We start from the raw sequence: 25836 nt of genomic DNA on the forward strand, positions 1-25836 counted from the left end.
CATGCACCTGCTGTTCGTTGATGGCTTGAGTACCCACTTCTCCGGTAACATCCATGCCCCTACTGCTCAAACCACATGGCCAGATACGCGCTTCCTCGCCTGCTTGCTATATGAGGGGATGCCTCAGGGGTCGACCACGACATTCGCGAAGGCGTACCGAGGAGGCAGTTCGGACAACGCACCTCGGGGAGGATGGTCCGCGGGGAACAACTCGGAGCGGTGCGCAAAGGTTTCCCAGACCAACTGGTTGCTGCCCAACGCGTGGACTTTGGTGCCGTTCTGGAAGAAGGATGGATCGCCGGATGCGGCAAAGTTGCGGTTCGGATCGACGACTCCCCGAACCACCGGAATCGCCCCCGGGGCAAGAACAGTATCGCCTGTCGGCTTGGCGGGGGAATTCAAATGGATGAACTGCCGCCAGGCAAAGCGGGCATATTCCTCGCGACTGATGCTGGGGTCGTAAGGTGGTGGCTCGAGGGGTAGCGCAGCGGGGGTCGCGGTCAAATCTGACGGCGTGATGGGTGCTCCACCCGGAAACGGCGTTTTTTGAGCCGCGGGGTTTGATGGAGTGGTGCCGGGGGCCACGGTCTTCGTACATGATGCGAAGGTCGTGACCAGCGCCAGCGCACAGGCGTAGGTTCTGAGCGGTCGAAGCGTGCTTTCCATCTTTACATTCCTTGATGCCATCAATCTTCGCGGGACTCGTGCCCAGTCGCGAGCACAAGGTGGGTCATTGGATTGATTGACTTCCTTCTGTGCACCCACGTGGTCGGGACACAGCAAGTGAAATGCCACTCCAGCACCGCGCGAGTCCTCGTCTGAGGCACCCATTCCTTCTTGAACTCGAACCCCTAATGAGTTCGGTCATTTGGAGTCCATCATGGGGCCGCTGGCGCTCACTTCGCTCTGGGGCGTGCTTCAGCTCTCGCTGGGAACTGGCTCTGTCAGGCAAGGGGCTGACACGCAGAGACAGGGCATTGTTACGTGCAGCGGTGCATAGAGGAATTGGGGCAATGTGAAGGGAAGCGGGTTGGAGCAGAGAGTCTGGAGCCGTCCGACGGCGGTGCCTGCTCGAGGACGCGCCTGGCCTGTGTTGAGGGAGGCAGGCCTGGGCAGGACGATGTCACACCCACGCCCGGTGATTGCCCACCACCACCGCGATACGGTCGCCCAGGGCGGCCAACTCCGAGCGCTGAAGCTCGGCGGCGGTGATGACGCCGCCCAGCGGGTCGGGCAGGTCGCGGGTCGCCGTGGCGGCGGCCACCACGGTGCTGCGGTAGCCGAGGTCGAGCGCGGCGCGCGCCGTGGCCGACACGCACATGTGCGTCATGAAGCCGGCGATGATCAGCTCCGGCCGGCCGATGGCCTTCAGCCGGTCATGCAGGTTGGTACCAGCGAAGGAGTTGGGCAGAGCCTTGGTCACCACCACCTCGCCATCGATGGGGGCGACGGCGGGGACGAAGGCGCTGCCCGGCCCCTCCGGGTCGAACAGGCCGCCGGGCGTGCCGTGGTGCGCCACGTGGACCACCGGCACGCCGCGGCGGCGGGCAAGGTCTAGCAGGCGGGCGGCCTCCGCCACTGCGGCGTCGACGCCGGCCAGCGGCAGGGCGCCGGCCGTGTACTCCGCCTGGATGTCGATCAGCACCAGTGCCGCGCGGTCGAGCGGGCTGGGGTGGGCCGGGGCGCCGGCCATGGCGAATAGCGTGCGGGGGGTAGTCATAGGGTCCTCCGAAATGGGGTGCTCTTTCGTATCCCGTTCAAAACCGTTCAGCCCTTCGCTAAAATCGCGCAATGGCTGTTCAAGAACAATCAGGCGGGTTGGACTGGGAAGACCTGCGCGTCTTCGTGGCGCTGGCGCGGGCGGGCAGCCTGTCGGCGGCGGCGCGGGCGCTGCGGGTCAGCCACGCCACCGTTGGGCGCCGCGTCGCCGCGCTGGAAGAGGCGCTAGGCCAGGCGCTGTTCGACCGCCGCGTCGACGGCTACGCGCTGACCGCGGAAGGGGCGGCGGTGCTGGAGCTGGCGCAGGGCATGGACGAGCGCGCACTCGCCATCCTGCGGCGCGCCGGCCGTGACGCCGGGCTCACCGGCACGGTGCGGCTGACCACCACGGAATCGGTGGCCGAGCGGTTCCTGATCCCTCGGCTGGTGCCGTTCCGTCGGCGCTACCCCGGCATCGACCTGGAGGTGTTGATCGACTCGCGCTCGCTGAGCCTCGCCAGGCGCGAGGCCGACGTGGCCGTGCGCCTCGCCCGCCCGCAGGCAGGGGAGCTGATCACCCGCCGCCTCGCCACCATGGCCTATGGCGTCTATGTGGCGCTCGACGGCGATGCCGATGCCTGGGTCGGCTATGATGATTCCCTCGCCTACCTGCCGGAGGCGCAGTGGCTGGCCCGGATTGCGGCCGGCGGGCGCATCGCCCTGCGCACCAACGGGCTGGCGGCGCAGTTCGCCGCCGTACGCGCTGGCTTTGGCAAGGCCGTCCTGCCGCGCTGGTTCGCCGAGGAGGAGGGCGGCCTCACCGCCCTACCGCCGCCCGCCCCACCGCCGGTGCGCGAGGCGTGGCTGGTCGTCCACCGCGACCTCAAGGACGTGCCCCGCGTGCGCGCCCTGGTCGACCACGTGGTCGCGGCGTTCGAGGCGGAAAGGGCGCGTCTGGAGTAGAGCGACGAGCCCCCTGCTCAGTCGAACGCGAAGTGGTCGATGGGCAGTTGCCGGACATGCAGTGGGCAATCCCAACGCAGCGGTTCCTGCGCGAGGTCCTCACGCGCCCGTGAGGGCGGTGTCCGCGTCCCGTGGCGTGGGACGGGGTGAGCCGCTACCCGCCAGGCAGCCCAGGCCCACCAGTGTGGTCCGGACGGCCTCGTCGAGCGGCGTATGGGGCTCGGTGCCGAGCACGGCCAGGAGGCGCGCGTTGTTCATGTGGACCGGCGCCCTCCACAGGTAGCGCATCTCCTTCAGCTCCCGGAACAGCGGCACGAAGGGCGATGCCAGGCCCAGCAGCCACCAGGGGAAGGCGCGGGCCTTCAGGTCCGGACGGCCGATGGCCTGGCGGATGGCGGCGATCATCCGGGTTCCGTCCGCGTCCCAGTGGCCCTCCATGTGGAACGTGGAGAAGGCCTCGAGCGCCTCCTCTCGCTCCGCCAGTTGGACCATCGTTTCGGCGACGTCCGGGAGGTAGGCCCACTGATGGCCGATGCCCCGCTGGCCCGGGTTCTGGATTGCGGTGATGGGCTGGCCCGGCTTGACCAGGCCCTGCGAGAACCAGTTGTTGCCCGCGTGGGGCCCGAAAAAGTCACCGGCGCGGACGATCAGCACGCGCGCCTCACCGCGCTCGGCGGCCGAGCGCAGGCGGCGCTCCAGCTCGACCCGGATGGCGCCCTTGCGGGTGACGGGACTCTGGGGGGAGGTCTCGTCCACCTCCGGGAATGCGTCGGGCCCGTAGTTGTAGACGGTCCCTGGCAGGAGGATGCGGGCGCCACTCGCCCGTGCCGCCGCGAGCGTGCTGTCGAGCATGGGCAACACCAGCTCGCCCCAGTTGCGGTAGCCGGGTGGATTCACGGCGTGGACGATGAGGGACACGCCCCGAGCCGCGGCCACGACGTCCTCGGCGCGCAGGGCGTCCCCCTGGAGCCAGGTGAAGCCGTTCTGCTTGCGATTGCCGGCCTCCACCCTGGCGGCATCACGGTGCAGCGCTCGGACCGTCCAACCGCGCGCCTTCAGCCGCCGTGCGACCTCCCCACCGATACCGCCCGTGGCTCCGAGGACGAGTGCATTCCGATTCTGGTTCATGTGCGATCTCCCGTTCGTGAGTGACGTCGACGCGGGAAACATGACCTCTGAGGCGGCTCCATGCCATTGCATGAGCTCGTGGGGTTGCTATACGAAAATGTATGAACCACACCGAGCCGAGCTGGGACCTCTACCGCACCTTCCTGTCCGTTCTTCGAGAAGGCTCGTTGTCCGGCGCCGCGCGCGCGCTGGGGCTCACGCAGCCGACCGTCGGGCGGCACATCGAAGCGCTCGAGCAGGCAATCGGTCTCCAGCTCTTCACCCGCTCGCAGCGGGGCCTCATCGCCACGGAGGCCGCGCTGGAGCTGCGGCCCCATGCCGAGGCGCTGGCCTCGACGGCGGCGTCCCTGCTGCGGGCCGCCTCGGGCCAGGGCGGCGCCGTGAAGGGCTCTGTCCGGGTGAGCGCCAGCCAGGTCGTGGGCGTCGAGGTCCTGCCCCCCATCCTGTCGGCCCTGCGCGAGCGGTACCCGGAGCTCGTCATCGAGCTCGTGGTCTCGAACGCCGTCGAGGATCTGCTCCGGCGCGATGCCGATATCGCCGTCCGGATGGTGGAGCCGAGCCAGGAGGCCCTGGTGGTGAAGCGCCTCGGGACGATCTCACTCGGGCTGCACGCCCATCGGCGCTACCTCGAGCGGCACGGCACGCCGAAACGCATCGAGGACCTCGCCACTCACAGCGTGATTGGCTTCGACCGGGAGACGGAGGCGATCCGCGGCATGATGAAGCGGGTCCCGAAGTTCGACACGAGCCGCTTCGCGTTGCGGACCGACAATGACCTCGCCCAGTTGGCGGCGATCCGGGCCGGTTTCGGGATTGGCATCTGCCAGGTCGCGGTGGCTCGCCGGGACCGAGACCTCGTCCGCGTGCTTCCGGCCACCTTCGAGCTGAAGCTCGGGACGTGGCTGGCGATGCACGAGGACCTGCGGTCGATCCCTCGCTGCCGCGCCGTCTTCGATGCGCTCGCCGCGGGCCTGAAGGGGCACGTGGAGCGTTGAACGACCCGCTCCGCAGCCCCTTGCCGTTCACCCTCGTCCTTGTCTTCGACGGGGTGAGGAGGCGATAGGAACCGTGTTGCGTTTGAAGTCTCCTCGCGGGTTTGAGACAAAATCGAACCTTCTGACGTGTCATTGACATGTCATTGACGCGTCAGCGCGCTGACGGGGCCTGGCGCGCGCAATTGTGTGTTTTAGGCTTGAAATGGATAAGGGAAGCTCGCAGTATTGATTCAGGCCCACGAGGCAAGGGTCCCCTACCGGAGATGAGCTGAAAACAATGCGTAAATTCTTGGCTTTCTTTTCGCTGGGTAGCTGTCTGCTGATGACTGGCGCTGGAGCGCAGACGCCGCCCGCCGCGCAACCTGCAACGGCACCGACGTCTCAGACGCCCACGAATGCGTGCTACCTGTGGAAGGGGCGTGGAGGTGCTCCCACGGCGAGCTACATGGCTACCCATGCGAGCTGCCGTCCATGGAATAGCAATTACGGGTGGAGCTTCTTCAAGAACAACAATGGGGTGGACTACTATCGCGGAACCTTCAAGGACGCCGTGGCGACCCCCTCCACCTGGGCGGTCTACGCTGACTTCGGCTCAGCGGTTGTCTCCTCGAAGGCGGACTACGATTCCTTCGTCGCCAATACCAAGTTGTCCGGCTCGTGCGGTGAATGCCTGCACTGAGTCGTCCTGCGCCGGCCGGTGCCTATGCGCGCCGGCTCGGTCGCTCCCATGAAAACCTCCGAACTCCTGCCGCGTCTACCCCCTCTGCGTGAGCCAGCGGGCGAGGCTCCGCACCGGAGTCCGGCGAGTTGACGCGGGTGTAGAGCACCCTCTCGGCCAGGCGGGCGCGCTGCCGTGGGTTTCAACCACGAGACTTATACTCCCGCCATGTCCCAGCTGCTCACCCTGCGCCACTACCACCACGAACAGATCGCCCACAGCCACGAGCATGCCCAACTGGTGTTCGGCCTGACCGGCTGGCTGGACTTCGAGGTGGCCGGGCACGGTTTCCAGATGTCCAGTCTGAGCCTGGCGGTGGTGCCGCCCGAGACCCACCACGCCTGCGCCAGCACACTGGGGAGCCGCTGCCTGGTGCTCGACGTGCCGCCGCAGGACGACTGGCTGCAACAGCGCCTGGGCCACCACCTCGACGCCAGCCGTCGGTTGCTGGAGACCCCTGGGCGTGTCGAGCTCAGTCTGGTCCAGGGGCAGCTGATCAGCTGGCTTGCGGCCAGCCGGCTCGACGACGAGGTGATCGCCCAGCAGGGCGCGGCCCTGCTGCTGGCCAGCCTCAGCGGCGGTGCACCCGCCGCCGCGCCGCCCGAGGGCCTGCCACTAGCGGCCATCGACGCGCATATCGACCGGCACTGCGCCCACCCGCTGCAGGTGGCGGACCTGGCGCGCCTGTGCGGCCTGTCCAGCGCCCGCTTCCACGCCCGCTTTTTCGCCGAGACCGGGCGCACGCCGATGGACCACGTGCGCCTGCGTCGCCTGCGTCTGGGCCGCGAACTGCTGCTCGGCAGCCGCCTGCCGGTCGGCGAGGTGGCCGCGCGGGTCGGCTACAGCTCGCAGAGCGCCTTTACCGCGGCGCTGGCCCGTGAATTGGGCGTCACCCCTCGTCAGCTGCGCGCCAAGGCGCGCGAGGCGCGCGACAAAGGCCGCGAGTAGCGCGACAGACCGCGACGTCGGTTTGCGCCCAGGCTGACCCATGCAGCATCGCACCGCTCTCCTCGCCCTGCACCTGGGCGCCCTGTTCTTCGGCCTGTCCGGCATCTTCGGCAAGCTGGCGCTGGCCGCGCCGCTGGTGATCGTCTTCGGCCGCGCCCTGTTCGCCGTCGTCGTCCTGGCTTCACTGACCCGCTTCGGCGAACCGGCGGCGCCGCTGGGCTGGCAGCGTCGCCTGGCCCTCGCCGGCGCTGGCCTGCTGCTGGGCGGCCATTGGTGGGCCTTCTTCATCGCGGTGAAGGTGTCCGGCGTGGCCGTGGCCACCCTGGGCTTCGCCAGCTTCCCGGCCTTCACCGTGCTGCTCGAGGGCCTGATGTTCCGCGAACGGGTGCGCGTGGCCGAATGGGGCGTGGTGGCCCTGGTCAGCGTCGGCCTGGTGCTGGTCACCCCGCAATTCGACCTGGGCAGCGACGCCACCCTGGGGCTGGCCTGGGCGGTGTTCTCCGGCCTGCTGTTCGCCATGGTCTCGGTGTCCAACCGGGCCACCACCGTCGGGGTCAAACCGGCCCAGGCGGCGCTCTGGCAGAACCTGGCCATCGTGCTCGCCAGCCTGCCGCTGGCCTGGGTGGCGCTGCCCGAGGTTCGCCCGCTGGACTGGCTGTGGATTGCCCTGCTCGGCCTGCTCTGCACGGCCTTGGCGCACAGCCTGTTCGTCGCCAGCCTGCGTGTGCTCAACGCGCGCAGCGCCTCGGTGGTGTTCGCCCTGGAGCCGGTCTACGGGATTGCCTTCGCATGGTGGCTGTTCAACGAGCAGCCCAACCTGCGCATGCTCTTCGGCGGCGTGTTGATCCTGCTGGCCACGCTGATCTCAGCGCGCCTGAGCAAGCGCGCCGCACCAGGAAATCCGGATGTTCACGTGGCGGATTTCGAGGCAAGCTGATGCGAGAACCCGTCAGGAGGCACGAGCGACATCATGGGCCAGATCGACCCCAACCGCATCCGTGACGTTGCAAATCACACCCTGGAGAAGGCGCTCTCGAAGAGCTCGACGGAGCCGTTGCCGCTCGCTCCCCTCGCGAACGCGTCGCTCACCGAGGCTCCCGTCGAAGGTTCGAGCGGTGAGCTGCGCATCGAGCTGTCGTTCACGATCCCGAACAGCCCCACGCCGCAAGTGGTCGCCGCGAGGACTGATCCAATGCACCTCGCCTTCAATCAGTTTGCAAGCAAGCTCGGCGTCGAGCACAGCCTGCGTAGCAACCTGGAAGACCCCTTCACCCTTCGCCTGGTGCTCGTCGCTCAGGGCCCCGAAGAGAAGGTTCGTGCGTTCACCCGGGCCGCTATCGAGTTCATTCGAGAGTGACGTCGTCACGCATGCCTGGGCATTTCGCGAACCGCTCTCTCCTGGTCTACTGTTCCGACGAGGAGCTGGCGCTGCTGGTGGAGCAGGCCGACTTCGGAAGCTTCGTGGCTGGCAGGGATCTTCCGCCGCTGCGCGAGCGGCTGCTCCGGCTCGAGCGAGAACGGGGCGTCACGGAGCTCCACCGGCGGGTCTCCGAGAAGATCCTGGGGGCGGGTGCACGGCTCGTGGAGACCCCGCGCTACGCGGGCCCGCTGCGCGCCTTCGCGCTCAGCCCCTGCGGCCGTCATCTGGCCATCGCGAGCCAACGCGACGAGTCGTCCCGGGATGGATGGGCTTGCGTCCTGCGCATCTGGGAGCTGGCGACGGGCTGTGTGGTCGACGCGGTCGCGTTCGAGGGGAACGTCGGTGGCTGGGGGGAAAGCTCCACCCTCCAGTGGTCGCCTTCGGGAGCGTGGCTCGGGGTCACCTTCGATGACGCCATCGTCGGCGTGATGCGGGCCTTCGCGGGCACCCGGCCTTCGTTCACCGTCGACGTCACGCGGCGTTGGGGTTCTCCACCTCCGTGGAGCGTCATCAATCCGGAGCACGTGGTCAACAAGGGCCACCAGCCCGCATGGTGCTGGTCTCCCGATGAGAAGGCCCTGTTCATCTCCACGCGCGGGCCGGACCATGCGCGCGGGTGCATCGTTCCCTTCAAGGACGGGGAGGCCGTCCACGAGGACAGTGAAGGGGTTCGCTGGTGCCCGGCCCGGTTCGGGGGCGAGCACTCGAAGTCCTACCCCCTCACGTGGGTCCGCTGGAGCCTCGATGGCTCACGGGTCTTCGGTCATTGCAAGGACTCGTGCGACTGGTGGGAGCGGGACTCGGTCCGGGACGACTCTTACGACTTCGTCTCCGTCACCGATGTCCAGAGCGGCAACCTCCAGTTCGCCTCCGAGGACGTGACGTTCCCCCTGGCCTTCTCGCCGGATGGTGCGCTCCTGGCCCATGGGCGCAAGCGGCTCGTGCTCGCCGACGGGCGCACCGGTCGGACGGTGGCGGAGCTCAGCGAGCAGCTCGGTCCGTGTGAAACCGAGGTCGAAGCGCTCGTCTGGTCCCAGGATGGCCGGCGGCTGGCCGTGGTCAGCAACTGGGGGAGCCACCCCGACGACGACGACCCACTCCTGCCGCCCCTCGACCATGAGCACCCCGCGGTCTTCGTCTTCGACGAGGGCCGGCTCCGGTTCCACCTGAAGATGGAGTCCCCCTGGTTTGCCGGAACGCGACACCCCGACCTCCAGGGCTGGGCCTGGTCGCCCGACGGCTCCAGGGGGGCGTGTCTGGTGGATGAGCGGCAAATCATGGTGTGGGAACTGGGTGCCGCACCCAGGCTGCTTCGGCGCATCGAGAACGTCGGCCGCGTCGTGGGCCTGGTATGGGGCGCGGACGACACGCTCGTGGGGCTGGGGGACGAGGAGGTCGCGTTCTGGGACGTGTCGGACGGACACCTGCGTGCGCACCATTCGTTCGCCAGGGAGCCGGGCCGTGCACCTCCGCCTGAAGCATGGAACCCCTGCCCGGAGGGCCGCGCGCAGGGCCTTCCCACGAAACAGGGGTGGGCCTTCACCCGCGTGTTTCCAGACGGCACGGTGGTCTGTCCGCAGGAGGTGCGGGAGCAGCTCGCGCCGCGGTTGATGTTCGCGGTGGAGGGGCGCCATGCCTGGCCCTGGCGCTGGGTGGTGGGGACCCGGCACACGCGGCTGGAGGAGTGGGCACCCCATTCCGTCGCTGGCGCTCCCGTGGAGGCGGCCCCGTTCGCTGAGCACCTCATCCACGTGCCCGAGGGTGAGACGGAGAAGCAGGCGAAGGCTCGTCGCGCGGAGTGGGGGCCCCTGGAGCGGTACCAGGTCCCCACGCTCCCTGCCTGGCACTACCGCGCAGACCCCGTGTTCACGAGAGGGCCCACCCTCTGCCGCGACAACCTCGCGCCCTACGTGGGGCGGGTGATGCTCGTCTGCGCGTACGACGGCTGGCTGAGGTACTACACCGCGACGCTGCTCGAGGTCACCGCGGACGGAATGCTCCTTCATGCCGAGGCGCCCGGGCACCGGGTGACGGACCGCATCCGTCCGTTCGACTCCATCCTCTGGATGGGGCCGGCGGTCCCGCTGCGGGGGCCCTAAGCTTGTCTCCGCTGCGAGAAACGGCTCCGCCGCAAGGCAGGAGACGGAGCGAGGTGCCTGATGCCCCGCCATCCCCTCTCCTCACACTTCGACGAACCGAGTGCCGGTGACGCCCTCCTGCTCCATGGCCTGCTTGATGTCCTCGGAGATGACGAGAGCCACTGTCCACCCCCACGGGCGGAAGATGCGGGCATCGCCCACCTTCGAGGGATCGACGCGCATGCCAGAGACGACTCGATACTCTCCCATCTTCTCCGGCTGCTCGTCCTCTGGCTCCCAATGCTCTACCCGTCTGCTCCTGGCATCGTCGATACACCGGACGATGCGCAGCGCGTTGAGGATGAAGTAGGGCCCTTGATACCCCTCGACCTGGACGGGAATGAACTGCACATCCCGGACACCGAGCCGTTCGAAAAGGTGGACGACTCGCCCATGGACTACGGGAATGGAGAAGGCGGCCCAGCAATAGTCCAGCGGGTGTCCGGGGACATCGAGCGGAAATCGCGGGGTGCAGCCCATTTCGAGCACTTTGCCCTTCTTGAATTGCCAGGGATCGATTTCCTGTTCTTGCTCATCAACAGGGCATCCCAGATGCCAGCGTGGCTGGGGTCGCCTGTCGTCCATCAACTCGAAATATCGAGCCATGCGCATCATCCTCACTACTTACTCCGAGGTCTTCGTTAGCAACTGATGCAGAGAGGACCCAGGAGTGCACACCTCATCCGCCAGCTTCTTCAATGTCCGCAATAGCTTGCTTCTGCATTGTGAAACGGTCTGACAGTCCTGAGTACAGACTCGATTCGCTGATAGACCTCTGAATGGTACTCCTCAGGGTGAGGACCTTTGTGCCCCTTGAGGTAGACGAGGTTCTCCGCCGCGTCCAGGCTCATCCCCGCCTTCGCAAAGAGTTTCTCGAACAGGGGCGTCCAGGGTCCACCGGCAACCGTCGAGGTGTCGTTCTTGTTGGTGGCCAGGTGGTGCCACTGGTGACCCGCCTTGCTCTCGGAGCCGTCGGCACAGGCACTGCCCACCGCGGAAGCAGCCGTGCCCGCCGCCACTCCTGTCACGATGACTGTACCGTCGGTCGCCATCTGCACCGTCGTCGCGCCGCTCATCGATAACCCTTCGGGCAATGCGAACCGGGGTCCTCCCAGTAACGCCCCGAGCCCTCCCTTGGGCACCTGCGGCAGCCCCTTCGCCACTCCCATGCTGGCCACCATCACCAGCACCCGCAGCCCCGCCCCTCCCACCGCCCTGCCGAAGCGCTCCGCCACCGACTCCAACTCCTCCACCGTCCTCGCCGCCCGCGCCTCCTGGTACAGCCTCGCGCACGCCCGCGCGAACTGATTGAGTTCCAGCACCCCCACCACCAATGCCAGCCTCAACGTCAACGCCGTCACGAATGCCTTGCTGAAGATTGGCTCCGGCAACAGCCACGCCGAGAAATACACCAGCACCGACAGGGCCACGCTCGTCAGGAACACCGGCGAGCGGAACATCTCCCGGGCCGCGTCCCGGACTCCCGCCCCCATGTAGCGGGGGGACAGTTTCAGCGCCAGGAAGACCGGGCTCGTCTCCAGTGACCCGGGCAGCGGCACGTCGGGCTCGCCGTAGCGGGCCACGAACTCCTCCCTCAACCGTTGCTCCCACTCCTCGGGCTCCGCTCCCGTCGACGTCCTCACGACCCGGAAGCGGCGCCCCTCCTCTCGCGGAAGGCTCTCAAGGAAGGCCACGAGCAGCGCCCGCGCCTCCTCCACCCGCAGTAGCTCCAGGGTCGGGTCGGGTGCCACCGGCTCGAAGGTGAGCCTCAGCGCGCCTCCTGGCAACTCGCTTACCCCCACCGTCTTCGGCTCCGGCCGAGGGCGCACCTCCTCGTCGAGTGCGGCTCGGGGCGTACCGCACGAGGAGAGCAGGATGAGGCACAGGACAGTAACCAAGCGCGGCAACCAGAGCGTCTTCTTCATGTCGCCTACCGCGGGCGGGTGGAATTGCACACGGCCAGCTTATCGCACCCGGGAAACAGTGCCGATTGCGCCCCTGCAGAGATGCTCGACGCCCCCCTCCATGGCAGAGAGTCCGCAGGAGGGAAGGAACACGATGCGCGGCCCATGCTGGGAAGGTGTCAAAGGACTCGTTGGCCACTTTCTCATCCCCAGGATGGCGAGCACCGCCTGACGCGATAGGTGGTGTAGGGCGAGCCGAGAGTGCACCTGCGTTGCGTGGTAGGACTCCCCGGATGCACCGAGCACCTCCTGGAGTAGGGGCTCGGCTCCATGCGAACAAGAGCCGCGGGCCTCCCATGGGAGGTGAGGCCAGCGAGGAGCACGCCGGCCTCGCCTGGCTACGACGCCATGGAGGTGGAGCAAACCCCGAGCCCCGGTCACGGCGACCCCTGGGGCTGGTGCTGGTGGGGAGCGCCGCGGTGTGCGCCCTGGTCTTCGCCTTCGTGCGCTTGGCCCTCATGTCCCAACCGCCGAGTAGCCGGGACTTCCTGGTGGTGACCGAGCCCACGCCCCAGAGTCATGAGGTGCCGACGGACACCTGGGGACCCCTTACGGAATTGTCGCTCCTGAGTGCCACGGACGGAGGGCTCCCTGTCCTCTCCCGCCTCTTACCGAGCAAGCCGTACCATGGACAGAAGCGCCCTCCCTGCAAGCCCCGGGTCGAGGTGGAGATCAACGGCGGCTGCTGGGTGCCTCACATGCTCAATCTCGATGCAGCCCCCGCCGACACTCCAATCGGTCGGGCAGTGAGTGGCTTGGGGACTCCCTCGCTCACAGATGCACTCCAGTCAGACGATTCGTAGGGGTCAATGTGCCGGGTACGAGCCCTTTGACACCTTCCGACTCATGCCCCATGCATGAACGTACTGAGGGCACGCAATGCGCTGCGTCGCCACGTCATCCACCGGACATGACAGCGCTCTTGCATTCTCCGCCTCGACTTCTGCGGGTTAGCATCCACGCGCCAGTCGTAAGCCGCTTGGAGCAAGAACCTGATGCAACTTCACGAAGTGAAGGGCAAGGTCGACTTCGCAATCATCACCATCCTGAAGGATGAACTCGAGGCTGTCCGTGCCTGCTTTCAGGGTGAAACCATCGAAAGCCCCAGCCTTGTCTACGAGTTCCGCCGGGTACCCGTCCGAGGCGGCTCGGCGTTGGTCGCGATTGCTCGCGCCAACAAGCAGGGAAACCTCGCGGCACAGGCCCTCGCGCAACAGATGATCGATGAGCTCGATCCCCATTGGATCCTGCTCGTCGGAATCGCAGGCGGCATTCCGGACTCCAAATACACACTGGGCGACGTCGTGCTCGCCACTCACATCAATGACCTGACGGTCCATGCCGTCTACGAGAACGCACGCATGCAGTACGCCATCTCGGGGGGCCCGCTCAGCAAAGAGGTCACGGAGGTCGTCACAGGCCGGAGCACCATGGAGCAAGACTTCCGTGGCTGGAACACGTCTGAAGCGATTCGAGTGTCTCGACCACCGGTCGTTTGGAGCACACCAGGGGCTATCTACGGCGATCCGGGCTGGCAGAATAAAGTCCAGGAGAGTCTAGAGAAGCAGGCAGCTCGACAGAACCCGATTGCTGTCGACGGACCGCTCTTCTCAAGTGACACGCTGGTCAAGGACACACAAACCGTTCAGCAGTGGCTCGACATGGCCCGGAACACGCTCGCGGTGGAGATGGAGTCCGCAGGTGTGTTACGGGCGGCTCGGGACGGTAAGCGAGAATATCCCTTCCTGCCCATCCGAGGTATCAGCGACATCGTTGGGCTCAAGCGCGACGACGCCTGGGCAATCTATGCCTGCCATTCTGCAGCTGCGTACGCTCTTGCCCTAGTCAAGAGTGGCCGCATCAAGCGCTTCCAGGGAGAGCGTCGCCATGGCCCACCACTAGCACCGCCATTCCAGGGCCACTTCGTCGGACGCCAGGACGAGCTGTCACAACTGCGCCAGGCACTGCTCGGTGCGTCGGCAGAGACGCAGCAAGCGGTATCCATCGTCGGGCTGCACGGCCTCGGAGGCATCGGGAAAACCGCTCTGGCCACCCAGTTCGCGCATCAACATCAGGGTGAATTCCTCGGCGGCGTCTTCTCGGCAGACCTGGGGACCAACCGCGACCAGGGGGAGCGAGGAGTCGACCGCAATCCGGCGGCAGCATTGCGCGGGGCCCTTGAGCAATGGGCGGGGCAGCTTGAACTCGAGAGCTTCAGGGATACGTCCACGAACCAGCTCATGGGGTGCATCCAGACCTCGCTCGAGAAGCAGCGGAGACGAGGTCGGGTTCTGGTGGTGCTGGACAACGTCGATTCGAGGGAGACGCTCGAGCCAATGCTCAAGATCGCAGCACATTGCTCGATCCTGGTGACGACTCGCCAGGAGCACCTTGCCACGGAGTACGGGCTTACGCCCATCAGGCTGGGCGGTTTCTCACGGGCAGCGAGCCTCGAGTACCTCGCGCACTGCCTGCCGCATCAGAACCTCTCCGCCCCCGGCATCGAGGAACTGCTCGATTACGCCATGGATCATCCACTGGCCGTGAAGCTCATCAGCGAGCTGGCGCGCCAGCAGAACATGACTCCCGGAAACCTCCTGAAACAGTTACAGCGCGCGAGTGCTGGAGATGAGAAGGCGGAACTGTCGGCAAAGATGCTGCAGCGCTTGCACGACTGCTTCAGGGTGTCCATCAAAAACCTGCCGCGCCGAGCCCTGCGCCCACTGCTCATCTCGCTAGCCTCACAGTCCCCGGTCTCCTTTCCATTGGAGGCAGCCGCGTATGTTTCAGGCTGGGGCTCCAAGGCAAGAACACGCGACGGCCTGCAGGAACTGGTCGATTGGGGACTCGTGGAAGCCCTAGGGGAGGAGCGCTTCAAGATCCATCGGCTCTTGTGTGACTACCTGCGCGTTGCACATGGACGTGATGGATTCGGACGTGTGAAAGCAACCTGGGAGGTGACCTCCCTGGCATGGCTCCTGCCGAGCCTGCGGTTGCCCCTCTCCGCGGGGCTGGCAGTCTACGATACGCGCCAGGAGGCTTGGTTCCTCCGCTATGCCATCCGCCATCAGAATGAGCCAGCGGCCTTGCGCAAAGAATGGGATGGAATCCTGCTCGGGATTGCACGCCGTAGCGCACTCGGAGTCGAAGGGAGCGTGCGCAAGTATCTGCATGCGTTGGGAGACTACCTGCAGGATGCGGATTTCTCGGACATGGCCTTGGGACGGGTTATTCTCGATGGCGCGCATCTCGAGCGTGCTCGATTCGAAGGGACCGAGCTCTCTGGAACCGCTCCGCGGTTATGGCCGACACAGCAGGAGTACAGAGAAACCGTGGGGCGCATGATCAAGAGCAGGAAAACTCAACTCGTGCTCCTGAACCTTCCAGTCCCATTTTTCCTGCTGGCGCTCGCCTCGGTCCTGAAGTCCGATGGACTCCGAGTCCTCGCAGTCTTCCTTTTCTTCTTTCCCGTGGGTGGAGCCGCTGTATTAGGCGAGAACTTGTCTCATCTTCTTCTGTCCGGCGGGCGTGCTCTGGATGGAACCTCGTACGGATGGAGGATTTTCTGGGAACGCCTCGTGGCTGCGGCAATGAGCACACTGTTCGGCGCGGCGGCTATGGTGTTGGTGGCCGTCCACCTGGTCTTCGTCGTCCTGGGAGTACCCCAGAAGGACGGGTGGTCCTTGCATGCGGATGACTTTGGCGGCTGGCTGGTGAGCGTGCTTTTTTCAGGCGGCCTTCTCCTGGTCTTCGGCCTGACGGAGAACTGGCTGTCCCGCCTTGCCATCAAGCACGCTCTGGGTGGACTTGGCCGTAGGCTGATCTCATGCGTATCGGCGCTTGCACTCTCCATCTTGGCGACACTTCTGCTGATCTGGGCCGAGCGCGCGGGCTGGGTTGGTAGCATCGCCTATGGGGTCGTCCTGGTCGGTTTGTTTTTCATGCTCTATGGCTTCTTAGGTCGAAACCCCGAGGGGAGCGCAAGCCTCTACTCGCTCCACACCTCCTACCTGCGGGACGCGAAACTCCAGGATGCAAACCTGAGGCGAGCGGGGCTGCGCTGGTGCAACTTTCAACGGGCTCAGCTGCACCGTGCGCTCATGGAGGGAGCACAACTTCAACACGCGGACCTCACCGACGCCCAGCTCGTCGAGGCCAACCTGGAGGGAGCCAATCTGGAGGAGGCCAACCTCACGCGAGCCGACCTGAGAGGCGCGATGCTTGGAGGAGCCGTCCTCTCGGGTGCGACACTCACTGGCGCCCGATTGGAAGGCGCCAGCTACGACTCACGGACGCGCTGGCCCGAAGGCTTCGAGCCCCTCGCCGTCAAGGGAGCGTCCACGGAGCGGGGGCAGACGCACACTACGGAGTGACGTTGAGTTGCATGGGCGGAGTGGCCTCTCCGAATCCGGCGTCCGATCGCGGCATCACGCGCTGGAAGACATGCACACCTGGAATCGAGGGCGCCAGTGAGTGTATCAAAGGATTCGAACACGGTATCGAACTGCCCGGGAGGTTCAGCCCCATGGCCGTGTCCAGGCCGAGTACAGCGAAGGTCATGACGGCGAGCCTTCGATGTCGGTAGCGCTGCAAGGGAGAGGTAAAGGCCTCGCGCTTACCTATCTTTCCGAGTCCCGAGGGGAAAGGCCCAGGTCGCATCTCGAACGTGGCATCAGCCGATGAATCGCCGGGCCCACTTCATGGCTTCTTCCTGGGTGAAGCCCTCGACGCGGAACCTGGGGCGAGTGAAGGGCTTGTCGAGCCAGGGCTCCAGCACGCGACCGAACTCGCGGTAGGCGGGGAGCGCGTCGCCTCGGGTCAGATCGCCTGCTTCGGGCCAGGTCCCCAACGTCACGAGGGCCCGCGTCTCGTCGATGGCTTGCACGGTCGTTTCTGGTGAATGCAGGCGAGAACGCAGTGCGGACACGCCGCCCTGCTCCTGAAGGACGGGATGGCCCAGGAAGTTGAGCCAGTGTACCCCGTCCACTCGCGTGCCCATCCAGTCTGGAGTGGAGCCGTGGTGGAGACTGAGCCCCGGGTGGCGAAGAAGCTCGGTGCGGATTCGGGGTGTGAAGAACAGGTCTCCCAAGAGGGAATCGAAGCTCAGCCAGCCGAGAGGGGGTCAAAGAATTCCCCCGAGTTCACCGTCACCGCGACCTCCACGGAGCTCCCCACGTTGCCTGCGGCGTCGTACGCCCTGGCACTCAGCATGTAGCTGCCGTTGCCCACCAGGAGGGTGTCCCACGCCAGGTTCCAGGGAGGGGCGGTCACCGTGCCCAGCAGCGCGGAGCCGTTGTAGAACTCCACACGCGTCACCGCCCGTGCATCGTCCGCGCTGGCTTCGAGCGTGACGAGCCCACTCAGAACCTGCCCCGGCGCGGGATGGGTGAGCGAGACGATGGGGGCGGTGGTGTCGAGCGTCGTGACCGTGCGCCAAAGCTCCGTACCGGACTGTCCGTCGTTGGCCACGAAGAGCAGGGTGTCGCCCAGGACGGTGAGGTTGCGAGGGTCCGAGCCGAGCGGCCCCGGAGCGATGTCGCCCACGAGCCGGGTGCCGGCCTCGGTGCCGTCGCTCACCCACAGCTCGTTGCCGGAGGTGTCGTCGCCTACGGTGAAGAAGAGCCTGCCGTTCATGGGGGTGAAGTGGCTCATGCCGGTGCCGTTGAATCCCGACACGATGCCCTTGATGAGGACGGTACCGGACTCGGTGCCGTCGCTCTTCCACAACTGGTAGCCGTCGGCCGAGAAGAAGAGCGTCCCGTCGACGTTCGTCAGGTTGCTGAGCCAGGAGCTCCCGGCGCCAGCCATGAGGTCCTTGACGGGAACGGTACCGGACTCGGTGCCATCGCTCTTCCACAGCTCACGCCCGTAGGTTGCATTGCTTGCCGTGAAGAACAGGGTTCCGTTGACGTTCGTCAGATTCTCGGGCTGGGAGCTTGCGGAGCCCGGCCAGATGTCCTTGACGCGGACGGTACCGGCTTCGGTGCCATCGCTCTTCCACAACTCCTGGCCGGACGTGCCGTCATTGGCCACGAAGTAGTACGTACTGCCCACGACAGCGGCAGCGGATGTCGTGAGGGCCGAGGACGCGCCGGGCAGGATGTCCTTGACGCGCACGGTGCCGGCTCCGGTGCCGTCGCTCTTCCAGAGCTCCTTGCCGGAGGTGCCGTCCGTGGCCTGGAAGAAGAGCGTTCCGCTGACATTCGTCAGGCCGCTGAGCAGGGAGGACTGGGAGCCAGGGCGGATGTCTCGGACAAGCACGGTGCCGACTTCGGTGCCGTCGCTCTTCCACAGCTCGTAGCCTGAGGTACTGTTGTAGGCATTGAAGAAGAGTGTGCCGTTGACGTTCGTCAGCAGCCCCGGCGAAGAGCTCAAGTATCCAGGGTAGATGTCCGCGACGACCATGGGAATGGCCGCCGTTCCCTCGCTCCTCCACAGTTCCACCCCCGCACTCGAGTTGGCGGAGAAGTAGAGCGCCCCCTGGAATTCCGTCAGGAACGAGGGTCCAAAAGTCCAGTTGTAATGGTTCGCGACCTGGAGCGTGCCGGCTTCGGTGCCGTCACTCTTCCACAGCCCGGTCCCCGAAAAGACATCGCTCGAAGCGGAGAAATAGACCCCACCATTGAACACGAGCAGGTTGGAAGGGGTGGAGCCTTTGCTCCCAGGTGCGATGTCCATCACCCGCTCGACCCCCAGAGTCTCCAGGCGGTGCGCGTGGTGCGCGAGGGGAGAGGGAGTCCCGTCCATTGAGGTGCCTGGTGAGGTGCCCGAGCCCGTCGGCTCCGTGCAGCCTCCCAACAACGCCAAAGCAGTCAACATCCAGGCCTGATGAGGCCAACACGTGCGCATCGTCTCTACCTCTGTGGGTGAGGGGGTGTTGATCGCCTCCCTCCTGGACGGACGTCCGGAGGGATTTGAGTGATGACAACGAATTCCCGAGCTGAAATGGCTCCGGTCTTCTGAGGTGTTGCCTATGAAATCCCCCACCCAGGTGCGCATATCGCGTGCTCTGGGTGGGGGACATCTCCACGCGCGGGCCGGACCATGCGCGCGGGTGCATCATTCCCTTCTGGAAGGGTGTCAGACGACTCGTAGGAGACGAGGTGTCGAAACGAGTTCTTTGACACCTTTCCGGGCGTAACGGCCCGGTGGGCTCGGTCGATCTCGTCTTCCTCTCGGAGTTCACCCCCGTTGAGAGCCGCGCCCGGGGCGACTTCCAGCAGTAGGCGGCCCAGGCGCGTTCCAGCAAGCGATTGGCGCCCTGCTGGAAAATGGTTGGCTTGCCATAATATCAGGAAAACAGAATAAGCGCGCACTCCGGGAATGCACCGCATTCCCCTCCTGCTCTGCTACCGCAGAGCGACTTTCCCCTCTGATGAGGACACGGAGTACTCGCTTGAAACCGCATCTCACTGTTCAGACGAAACGAACTTCCCTCTCCTCCGTGGCCCTCATGGCCGTGTTCCTGCTGTCGCTGCCCGGTTCTGCCTGGGCGCAAGCGGCCCTGAGCGGGCAGGTGAAGTTCTCGGACGGCTCCGCGGCTGCTGGCGTCACCGTCGTGGCCTACTCCCCCTCCAGTGACACGTCCTCGAGCGCCACCGTGGATGCCTCCGGCGCCTACGTGCTGCACCTGACCCCGGGCACCTACAACATCGGCGTCGGGTTCTCCTCCTCCGACGGCTACTGCTCGCAGGTGCTCCTCTCCTCCTACACCGTCGGCTCCAATGCCCAGCTCAACCTCGGCGTGCCCGACCTCACCCTCAACGGGCGCATCGTCAACAGTGCTGGCCAGCCCGTCGCCGGCGCCCAGCTGTCCGGCTATGGCACCACTTCGCAGAACGGCTCGTGCGTCCTCTACCCCTACTCGGGCACTGACGGCCGCTTCCACGCATCCTTCCCGGCACCTACTCCAACCTGCAGCTGTACCCCGCCACCGGCTCCGGGTACGTGCAGACGCTGCTGCCGAGCCAGACGTTCTCCGCTTCCGTCAGCAAGGAGTACGTCATCGTCGATGCCGACGAGTGCGGGTTCAACAACGGCGGGTGCAGCATGAACGCCACCTGCACCAACATCCCCGGCTCGCGCATGTGCACCTGCAACCCGGGCTACACGGGTGATGGCCTCACCTGCGAGGTTCCCCCCGCCCGCCTCATCATCAATGAGATCCTCGCCAACGAGCCCGGCTCCGCCACCTCTGGCGAGTTCGTCGAGCTGGTGAACGTGGGCGGCTCCGCCCTCGACATCAGCGGGTGGACGGTCTCGGACGCCACGGCCGTGCGCCACACCTTCGCCGCCGGCACCGTGCTCGCCCCCGGCAAGGCGGTAGTGGTGTTCGGCGGGGCCTCCAGCATTCCCTCGGGCCTGTCCAACGCCGTGGCTGCCTCCACCGGGACGCTCAACCTGGCCAACACCAGCGACTCCGTCACCGTGAAGGACACGGCCGGCATCAGCGTCGACAGCTTCAGCTACACCAGCTCGCTGGCCTCGGCGGATGGGGTGTCGATGAACCGGAACCCGGACGCCACCGTGGGAGCGGGATTCGCGCTGCACAACACCGTCTCCACGCTCACGGCCTCGGCCGGCAAGCGCGCCAACGGCACCGCCTTCTAGGCACTCCGGGAACGGGCGCGGAGAGCTGCCCTGACGGAACTCTCCCGCCCACACGCCACAGGATTGGTACTTCACGCCGGCGCCCATGAGATACGGCGTGGCACACCGGGCCCGGGCGCGAGGGCTCGGCCGGTAACCCCAGATGCGGCTGCTCCTTGCGCAGCCGCAGCGTCACGGCGATGAGCAGCTCCCTCATGTGGCGCTCCCGCCGCTGCATGTCCGGCGTCTTCACCCGCACCACGCGCCCCTTGCGGCAGCGCAACCGCAGTGAGGGGCCCCGGAGCGTCATCGTCACTGGTGTGACGTTCCCGTAGACTGGAACCCTCCTCGCTCTGGAGGGCGTCTCATGGCATCTCGTCTGACCGCTGCGATCGTGCTGTTGGCGCTGCTCAGTGCGTGTGCCTCCCAGCGTGTAGTGCGCCTCGACACGGGCCAGGGGGAGCCCCTGGAGTACCGGCCTCCCTCGAACAAGTCCGTGAAGGTGGACGAGGAAGCGTTCGAGGAAGCGCTGACGCAACTGGTGCTGGAGGTTCCCCTCACGCTTCGCCCATCCCAGCAAGGCTGGCTGGTGCGCGCCTCCTACCCCAGCAACGATGAGGGCACCCGATGGCAGAGCCTGATGAGCAAGAGCTTCGGAGGCATCTGCGAGCCGGGCCAGCGCAAGGAAACCTGCCTCTCGCTGCTCGACGACCTGATGGGATTGAGCAAGTGGGACAAACTGGGGGTAGCCCTGGGCCTGTCGATCGATCCCCTCAAGGAGAGCATCTCCAAGGCGGTGGAGAAGACGCTGGCCCCCCAGCTCTTCTACACGGTGATCGCCACGGGACTCATCTCCTGGGCCGTCTTGGCGGCCAACCCCGAGCCCGTGTTCACCAAGGCGGCGGCGATCGTTTCAGCGGCGCTGTTGATCTACCTGGGAGTGGAGACGTTCCTGGAGTTGGTGGATGCGAGCCGGGAGTTGAAGTGGGCCACCGACCGGGCCACGACCTGGGAGGAGTTGGAGCGCGCCAGCAAGCGCTTCGCGAACCGGGTGGGGCCGGAGGTGGCCCGCGTCTTCGTACTCGCGGTGACGGTGGTGGTGAGCCACGGCATGACCGGGGGCTCGGCATGGCTGGCCTCAAGGCTGGCGATGCTGCCCAGCTTCTCGGAGGCGGCGGCACTGGGGGCCTCACAACTGCGCCTCACACTTTCGGAGATAGGACAGGTGAGCGCGGTGGCTGTTTCCGCCGAGGGCACCATCACCATTACCCTGGCTCCCACGGCGGTGGCCATGACGGGCCAGGGGCCCAGTGGTGGCTCGAAGCCAGAGAACCAGAAGCCACAGACACAAGAGCAATACAAGGCGCCCAAGTCTGGCGTCAGCGGGAAAGAGGGCGCCAAGGATGTGCCAAGCTGGGCGAAAGGTGAACGGCCCAAGGTCAATGAGAGTGGCAAGGACTTCGCCAAGAGGTTGTTGGACAAGAAGTATGGGGAAGGGAACTACGACAAGGGACCTGGGAGTGAATTCAGCAAGATACAGAAATGGGGAGACCGCGCATTCGAGAACCCATGAGGGCGTCCCATGACACACGTGTATGTCCTTCAGCATGTGCATGCAGCTCCAAACGGAGAGGAGGATGTCAAGCTCATTGGCGTGTACGTGTCCGAGGCAGATGCACAGGCGGCTGTTTCCCGTCTGAGCCAACAGCCAGGCTTCCGAGAGCACCCGGAGGGGTTTCACATCTCTCGGTACGAGCTCAACAAGGACCACTGGACCGAGGGGTTCATTGGATGGGACGGAGCCCTTGATGAATCATGAATCCATGGGGAAGGTCCGCCGCGACGTGGAGGAGCTCTTCAAGGCGGTGGGGCGTCGGCTCGAACTCGATGGCGAGGAGGTCGTCTTCCCACCGGAGACTCGAGTCCTCAATCCCACCTTCCAGGACGGGAAGTACACCGGCCGCTCCACCCTCTCCAGGGCTGGGTTGAAGACGACCCCTGTCCCTCCGGAAGTGATTGAAACGCGGACAGTGGGCGCCAGCACTGAATCTCCCGTCATTTCGCGTCCTTGGTCTCGGTCCTGTCACGATTCGATACAGAACGCACCGAGCCAGTGGGAGCTCCATGCTCCACTCCGCACGCCCAGTCGATAGGACCTCGGTGGAGTGATGCGCCTTGGTGGAATGGCACGTTTCCTGCTGAAGCGTTGGCACCCGCTCCACCAGCGACGCAACCCGAGAGCCGGCGCCTGGTACGGATGAAGGACACCTGCAGACCGCGCGCTGAAGCAGCCGCGAAGTCCGGACGCCCGGGAGCCTCATGCATGGCCCCGGGCGTCTTCGTTCGAGTGGAGCTTTCACGAGGAAGTACCCGCGTCGAGGAGAAGCGTATGGGAATGAGGAAGTCTGGTTCAGTTGCGGTATGGCTCGCGTTGGCCGCGCCCGCGTTCGCCGAGGCCCCCCCGAAGGAGAAGGAGGTGTGGATTTCCATTGGAACGGACGCGCTGGGGCCCGCGCGTGCCTCGTTCAAGGAGAAGGGCCTGGCGCTGCCCGCTCCGGCGCTCGAGAAGGGCGGCGTGGCGGTGCTGCGCGTGCCCGAGTCGCACCTGGTGAAGCTGTCCGAGGCGATGCACTCCAAGCTCAACCGGTGCGCGGGCTTCATCGCCCATGACTCGGAGGCGCAGGCGCGCGCGGCCGTGGAGGCCAGCAGCGCCCCGCAGTTCCTCGCATCGCTGGCGGCCTACACGCTCAACAACGCCCCGTCGGTGAACGCGATGCTGAGCGGGGTGCAGGAGCTCAACATCCGCAACACCATCAATACGCTGTCCACCAACTGGACGTCGCGCCGCTACAACGTGCAGTCGGGCACCGACGCGGCCACGTGGCTGAAGAATGAGTGGACCACCCTCGCCAACGGGCGCACCGACGTCTCGGTGGCGTTCTTCACGCACACCAGCACCGTCTCGCCGCAGCCGTCCGTCATCGCCACCATCATCGGGACCACGCACCCCAACGAGGTGGTGGTGCTCGGCGGCCACCTGGACTCCATCAACACGGGGGGCTCCACCCTCGCGGCGCCGGGCGCGGATGACGACGCCTCGGGCGTGGCCTCGCTCACCGAGGCCTTCCGGGTGGCCATGGCCACGGGCTACAAGCCGGCGCGCACGGTGAAGTTCATGGCCTATGCCGCCGAGGAGGTGGGCCTGAAGGGCTCGGCGGACATCGCCAACTGGCACAAGAGCAATCTGGTGAACGTGGTGGGCGTGCTGCAGCTCGACATGACGAACTACAAGGGCTCCAGCTACGACTTCGCGATGGTGACGGACAACACCAACGCGACGCAGAACGCCTTCGTCACCAGCCTCATCTCCACGTACCAGCCGGAGATGACGTACACCAACATCACGTGCGGCTACGGCTGCTCGGACCACGCCTCGTGGAACAGCGCGGGCTTCCCGGCCTCTATGCCCTTCGAGGCAACGATGACGACGGACAACCCGAACATCCACACCACGGGCGACACGCTGACGTTCATGGGCGGCACGGCGAGCAACTCGGTGAAGTTCTCCAAGCTGGCGGTGTCCTTCATGGGTGAGCGGGCCAAGGGCGCCACCACCGGCAACACCCCGCCGCCGGTGGACGATAGTGGCCCCCCGCCCTGTACTCCGGTGACGCTCTCCAACGGCGTGACGGTGTCCGGCATCTCCGTGGACGCGGGCACGTGGAGTTGCGCCTACACCCTGGCGGTGCCCTCGGGCGCCAGCAACCTGACGTTCGACCTGAGCGGCGGCACGGGTGACGCCGACATGTACGTGAAGTTCGGCTCCGAGCCGACCAGCTCCGCCTATGACTGCCGTCCGTACAAGTCCGGCAATGTGGAGACCTGCACCTTCGCCACCCCGAGCGCCGGCACGTACTACGTGAAGCTCAACGGCTACTCGGCCGCCTCGGGCATGTCGCTCAAGGGCGCGTACAGCACCGGTGGCGGCGGCGGCGGCGGTGGCACGCTGAGCAACGGGGTGGAGTCGGCACAGTACTCGGGCGCCACGGGTTCGTGGACCTGCAATACGCTGTCCGTGCCGACGGGGACGACGAGCGTGGTCTTCAACCAGACGGGCAAGAGCGGCACCACGGGCGACGCGGACCTGTACGTGAGGTTCGGCTCCGCTCCGACCACCAGCACCTACAACTGCCGTCCGTACCTCAGCGGCAGCACCGAGAGCTGCACCATCAGCAACCCGAGCGCCGGTACCTGGTACGCCTGCTCGTACGGCTACAGCGCGTACACCAACGTGACGATGAAGGGCACCTACTAGCCGCGCGCTGAAGCAGCCCTGAAGTCCGGACGCCCGGGAGCCTGATGGCTCTCGGGCGTTTTCGTGGGTGCGCCCGGCGGCGAGACCCCACCTGACATCCCAGACGTGAGGCGAGAGCCTGGGAAGGTGTCTGGGAAGGTGTCAAAGGCCCGGAGTCTTTAACACCAGCCCGGACACCACCCGGGAGGGCGCGCCGCCGGTGCACCACCCCTTTCGAGCGCTTCGACCCGAACTTGACGAACACCGTTCGTTACGAATACCGTTCGTTGCATGGGCACGAAGAACCCGTTCGAGGCGCGAAAAGTCGTCAGTCGTCGGAACCGCCCCGCGAAGGAGCCGCTCAGTCGCGAGGCGATCGTGAAGGCAGCGCTGGAGCTGCTCGCGAGTGAAGGCCTGGAGGGAATGAGCCTGCGCAAGGTGGCCGCGCAACTCCATACGGGGCCCGCGTCCCTGTATGTCTATGTCGAGAACCTCCCGGCGCTCCAGGCACTCGTCCTGGATCAGGCGTTGGCCGACGTCGAGCTTCCGTCAAGCACGCGGGGGACATGGCGGAAGCGGCTCGACGCGCTGCTGCGCTCCTACCTCCAGGTGCTGTTCAAACGCCCCGGGCTCGCGCAGCTCGCGATGACAACGGTTGCGGCGGGGCCTCACGCCCTGCGCATCTTCGAGGCCCTGTTGGGCCTGTTCGATGAAGCGGGGCTGGAGCCCGCCGTGGCCGCGTGGGCGGTGGATCTCATCACCCTCTACGTCACCGCCGTCGCGGCCGAACAGAGCCACCACCGCCAACAAGAAGACCCGCTCGGACCGGTCACCCGGGCCATCCGCTTGGCGTCTCCCGAGCAGTTCCCTCGAGTCCATGCGCTCCGCGAAGAGTTGCTGTCGGGAGGCTCCACGCGCGTCACGTGGGCCCTCGAGGTCCTCATCACTGGAATCCTCAAGACCCCGCTTCCCCGCACCTGA

21 protein-coding genes are annotated in these 25836 nt (G+C 66.1%); 14 read left to right on the forward strand and 7 right to left on the reverse strand.

What is annotated here, in order from left to right; translation table 11 throughout:
* Positions 1 to 123: 123 nt before the first annotated feature.
* Positions 124 to 666, reverse strand: coding sequence for a hypothetical protein (locus tag DAT35_RS54330; protein WP_199243289.1), 543 nt, complete (start codon positions 664 to 666; stop codon positions 124 to 126).
* 457 nt (positions 667 to 1123) lie between these two features.
* Positions 1124 to 1720 carry a cysteine hydrolase family protein gene (locus DAT35_RS54335; protein WP_108077377.1) on the reverse strand — a complete coding sequence of 199 codons (597 nt, stop codon included), beginning with the start codon at positions 1718 to 1720 and terminating at the stop codon, positions 1124 to 1126.
* A gap of 98 nt (positions 1721 to 1818) precedes the next feature.
* On the opposite strand from DAT35_RS54335, the gene DAT35_RS54340 reads away from it, so the two are divergent.
* The gene (locus tag DAT35_RS54340) at positions 1819 to 2661 is read left to right on the forward strand and encodes a LysR family transcriptional regulator (RefSeq protein WP_199243290.1); all 843 of its coding nucleotides are present in this window, start codon (positions 1819 to 1821) and stop codon (positions 2659 to 2661) included.
* 99 nt (positions 2662 to 2760) lie between these two features.
* On the opposite strand, the gene DAT35_RS54345 is transcribed toward DAT35_RS54340, so the two are convergent.
* On the reverse strand, positions 2761 to 3789 hold the full coding sequence (locus DAT35_RS54345; RefSeq protein ID WP_108077379.1) for an SDR family oxidoreductase: 1029 nt from the start codon (positions 3787 to 3789) through the stop codon (positions 2761 to 2763).
* 101 nt (positions 3790 to 3890) lie between these two features.
* On the opposite strand from DAT35_RS54345, the gene DAT35_RS54350 reads away from it, so the two are divergent.
* From DAT35_RS54350 to DAT35_RS54375, 6 genes are all read left to right on the forward strand, one after another.
* Positions 3891 to 4784: a LysR family transcriptional regulator gene (locus tag DAT35_RS54350; protein ID WP_108077380.1), complete on the forward strand. Its 894-nt coding sequence runs from the start codon at positions 3891 to 3893 to the stop codon at positions 4782 to 4784.
* A 445-nt stretch (positions 4785 to 5229) separates the two neighbouring features.
* On the forward strand, positions 5230 to 5463 hold the full coding sequence (locus DAT35_RS54355; protein ID WP_108077381.1) for a hypothetical protein: 234 nt from the start codon (positions 5230 to 5232) through the stop codon (positions 5461 to 5463).
* A 207-nt stretch (positions 5464 to 5670) separates the two neighbouring features.
* On the forward strand, positions 5671 to 6450 hold the full coding sequence (locus DAT35_RS54360) for an AraC family transcriptional regulator (RefSeq protein ID WP_108077382.1): 780 nt from the start codon (positions 5671 to 5673) through the stop codon (positions 6448 to 6450).
* A 40-nt stretch (positions 6451 to 6490) separates the two neighbouring features.
* Entirely contained in the window at positions 6491 to 7387 is an 897-nt protein-coding gene (locus DAT35_RS54365) for a DMT family transporter (protein ID WP_108077383.1), read from the forward strand.
* A gap of 33 nt (positions 7388 to 7420) precedes the next feature.
* Positions 7421 to 7807, forward strand: coding sequence for a hypothetical protein (locus DAT35_RS54370; RefSeq protein WP_108077384.1), 387 nt, complete (start codon positions 7421 to 7423; stop codon positions 7805 to 7807).
* Positions 7808 to 7818: 11 nt separating this feature from the next.
* The gene (locus DAT35_RS54375; protein WP_108077385.1) at positions 7819 to 9969 is read left to right on the forward strand and encodes a WD40 repeat domain-containing protein; all 2151 of its coding nucleotides are present in this window, start codon (positions 7819 to 7821) and stop codon (positions 9967 to 9969) included.
* Between the two features lie 81 nt (positions 9970 to 10050).
* On the opposite strand, the gene DAT35_RS54380 is transcribed toward DAT35_RS54375, so the two are convergent.
* Both DAT35_RS54380 and DAT35_RS54385 read right to left on the reverse strand, forming a co-directional pair.
* The gene (locus DAT35_RS54380; RefSeq protein WP_369946626.1) at positions 10051 to 10623 is read right to left on the reverse strand and encodes an imm11 family protein; all 573 of its coding nucleotides are present in this window, start codon (positions 10621 to 10623) and stop codon (positions 10051 to 10053) included.
* Between the two features lie 80 nt (positions 10624 to 10703).
* Positions 10704 to 11933, reverse strand: coding sequence for an AHH domain-containing protein (locus DAT35_RS54385; RefSeq protein ID WP_233262262.1), 1230 nt, complete (start codon positions 11931 to 11933; stop codon positions 10704 to 10706).
* 1034 nt (positions 11934 to 12967) lie between these two features.
* On the opposite strand from DAT35_RS54385, the gene DAT35_RS54395 reads away from it, so the two are divergent.
* Positions 12968 to 16345: a pentapeptide repeat-containing protein gene (locus tag DAT35_RS54395; RefSeq protein WP_108077387.1), complete on the forward strand. Its 3378-nt coding sequence runs from the start codon at positions 12968 to 12970 to the stop codon at positions 16343 to 16345.
* Between the two features lie 299 nt (positions 16346 to 16644).
* Here DAT35_RS54395 and DAT35_RS54400 read toward each other — a convergent pair whose 3' ends face one another.
* Together DAT35_RS54400 and DAT35_RS54405 are read right to left on the reverse strand one after the other, a co-directional pair.
* Entirely contained in the window at positions 16645 to 17061 is a 417-nt protein-coding gene (locus tag DAT35_RS54400; protein WP_233262263.1) for a type VI immunity family protein, read from the reverse strand.
* Between the two features lie 14 nt (positions 17062 to 17075).
* On the reverse strand, positions 17076 to 18650 hold the full coding sequence (locus tag DAT35_RS54405; RefSeq protein ID WP_158502327.1) for an ELWxxDGT repeat protein: 1575 nt from the start codon (positions 18648 to 18650) through the stop codon (positions 17076 to 17078).
* Between the two features lie 775 nt (positions 18651 to 19425).
* On the opposite strand from DAT35_RS54405, the gene DAT35_RS60350 reads away from it, so the two are divergent.
* The 6 genes from DAT35_RS60350 to DAT35_RS54435 all read left to right on the forward strand — a co-directional run bounded on the left by DAT35_RS60350 (position 19426) and on the right by DAT35_RS54435 (position 25836).
* Complete coding sequence (locus DAT35_RS60350; RefSeq protein WP_199243291.1) at positions 19426 to 20025, forward strand: carboxypeptidase-like regulatory domain-containing protein; 600 nt, start codon at positions 19426 to 19428, stop codon at positions 20023 to 20025.
* Positions 19920 to 20582 carry a lamin tail domain-containing protein gene (locus DAT35_RS60355; protein ID WP_233262264.1) on the forward strand — a complete coding sequence of 221 codons (663 nt, stop codon included), beginning with the start codon at positions 19920 to 19922 and terminating at the stop codon, positions 20580 to 20582. Before DAT35_RS60350 ends, DAT35_RS60355 begins: the two co-directional genes overlap by 106 nt.
* A gap of 346 nt (positions 20583 to 20928) precedes the next feature.
* The gene (locus DAT35_RS54415) at positions 20929 to 22134 is read left to right on the forward strand and encodes a hypothetical protein (protein WP_108077389.1); all 1206 of its coding nucleotides are present in this window, start codon (positions 20929 to 20931) and stop codon (positions 22132 to 22134) included.
* Between the two features lie 9 nt (positions 22135 to 22143).
* Positions 22144 to 22380, forward strand: coding sequence for a hypothetical protein (locus DAT35_RS54420; protein ID WP_108077390.1), 237 nt, complete (start codon positions 22144 to 22146; stop codon positions 22378 to 22380).
* A gap of 570 nt (positions 22381 to 22950) precedes the next feature.
* Positions 22951 to 24876 (forward strand): M20/M25/M40 family metallo-hydrolase, encoded by a 1926-nt coding sequence (locus DAT35_RS61630; RefSeq protein ID WP_108077392.1) that lies wholly within the window; start codon positions 22951 to 22953, stop codon positions 24874 to 24876.
* A gap of 270 nt (positions 24877 to 25146) precedes the next feature.
* A complete protein-coding gene (locus DAT35_RS54435) occupies positions 25147 to 25836 on the forward strand; it encodes a TetR/AcrR family transcriptional regulator (protein WP_108077393.1) in 690 nt (229 codons plus the stop codon).

Origin of the sequence: Vitiosangium sp. GDMCC 1.1324, from assembly GCF_003044305.1 — a bacterium.
GTDB lineage: Bacteria > Myxococcota > Myxococcia > Myxococcales > Myxococcaceae > Archangium.